The sequence below is a fragment of the Barnesiella sp. genome (assembly GCF_022723415.1).
GTDB classification, from domain to species: domain Bacteria; phylum Bacteroidota; class Bacteroidia; order Bacteroidales; family Barnesiellaceae; genus Barnesiella; species Barnesiella intestinihominis.
On the sequence record NZ_JAIJHU010000129.1, the window covers coordinates 1 to 1904 of the forward strand.

A 1904-nucleotide genomic window follows, 5' to 3' on the forward strand; every position below is an offset into this window, starting at 1 on the left:
GTGGTGTGAGGTATTTACTGCCGGTTCTCTTGCCGTCGGCGGTGTAATAATTCACGATAGCCGACCCGTTGCGGAACTGCACGGTATCGGGCAAATTCAACATGTTGTATCGTATGGCGACAATATCCCGGTCGAGGTCAGCCGTCATATTTCCGTTGGAGTCCTTTATTACAAAATAAGACAATCGTCCGAATGTGAAATTCATATCGTTTGAACTTTCAGGAATATAATCTATACTATATTTGACAAGTCAAATGGAAGCAATCTTTTTATTTTTCAAAACGTAATTATACTTTATTGTTAGTATGAGTTATTTAGCTTTAACGTCATTATCGAGAAACATAATGGGAAAGATTGTCTCGACAGTTTCTCCTCGATGAGTTGCCGGGATAAATTTATATTGGCATATTATCTTGGCTACTTTTAATGCTTCCTCATCGATTACTGTGTCTCCCGAACTTTTTCTGATACCGATTAGTTTTGCAATACCATGTTTATCGATTAAGACATCAACTACTACTGGTATTTTCCCTTGCATAGGAGCCCTCTTTACTCGTTTAAAATTCGATGTTATAATTTGCCTTAAAGAATCGTTACCTAAAATAAATTGGGGCTCGGTCTCAACTTCGTATAATTGATATATTTCGTTTGTTGACGGTCGTGATATTTTAAAATACTTTTTTGCTAAGTTTTCTATATCTGCAATGTTTTCGCTTGGAGTAGTTTTGTATGTTCTCATTTTACAAAAAGAGCTGTCTTTATAAAAACTAACTTGCCAGACAGATGGATCATATTCCTTCATATTTGGGATATCTTGCCTTTTTTGTTTAACAAAATTATTCCCTGAATAAAAGATAGGAATCTTGTCTCCAAAAGCTTTGATAGAGTGTCCCATATATATTGTTCGTCCTACGAAATCGAAAGTCTCATATTTATAAGACTTACTATTGTTGCTAAATATCAATAAGGTGTAATATAGTGAATCTGTTGTAGAAATTAGTATTATTTCGTCCTTCCTTTTTTGGGCTTGGATATGTTCGGAGTCATTAAGATATATGGAGATTAATTCTTTTGTAAAATCTGTCAGTACGATATCTCTATTTCCTGAACAGGAAATAAACCAAGTAATGAATATGAAACTAATTATCTTTCTCATACTTTCAAAAATAGATTAAATAAAAAGGTAATTCTTATTTTTTTGAGGGGATTAAGTGTCTTATATATCATTTATTAGAAGAGAAAATATATTCCCATGGGATAGGTCCTATAATTTTGTTTTTATCATACATTATTAAACGCCCCTTTTGTGGCTGATATACATAGTGTTCAACTCTATATCCTTTGGAATTAGAGATAAGTGCTGCCGCATATTTATCACCATGATTGTCTTTTTTTCTAAACCCCGATGGATATGAATTGTTTGGATGATTGTGAACGATCGATGTTACAGTCGCTCCATTCATACTTAATCTTTTTGCTTGTTTACTTACTTTAATGGAGTGTTCTTGATGGTTAGTCATAACAAGGGAACCATTGTTTTGTGTATTTATTAACCCAAATTCAATTTTTGTATTATTAGCAAAGAATTTGAATAAATTTGCTCCGTCTGATTCATTATTAATAGAAAAACTTGTTTCCTGATTGAAAAACCATGCTTTTTTTGAATCGGTTATGACTCCATATTCGAAATTGATGGAATTATACTTCTTGTTCCCGTCTTCATCGACCGAGAAAGTCCGTTGATAATCACCGTTACTATCTTTTGCCACCATATAAAAGGCATCTTGGGTCTTGTTCTCGATACGATTTATAATTCTGCCATCGTAATCTATTTCCCAAATATCCCTCCCGTCCGGGTCTACATAATTCACCGGATTGTTATTACAATAGGCATAGGGCGAGAT

Annotated in this window: 2 protein-coding genes and 1 pseudogene; all 3 read right to left on the minus strand. The window is 33.8% G+C overall.

Annotation, left to right across the window (positions count from 1 at the left end; all coding sequences use genetic code 11):
- Positions 1-205: pseudogene (locus QVD32_RS13015) on the minus strand (hypothetical protein); the annotation flags it as partial.
- Positions 206-310: 105 nt separating this feature from the next.
- Positions 311-1156, minus strand: coding sequence for an energy transducer TonB (locus tag QVD32_RS13020; RefSeq protein ID WP_021891050.1), 846 nt, complete (start codon positions 1154-1156; stop codon positions 311-313).
- Positions 1157-1223: 67 nt separating this feature from the next.
- On the minus strand, positions 1224-1904 hold a 681-nt coding region (locus tag QVD32_RS13025; protein ID WP_287710362.1), incomplete at its 5' end, for a JAB-like toxin 1 domain-containing protein.

Excerpts from the sequence above, each read along its gene's own strand:
- QVD32_RS13020 (WP_021891050.1), bottom strand. The coding sequence starts at position 1,156 with ATGAGAAAGATAATTAGTTTCATATTCATTACTTGGTTTATTTCCTGT.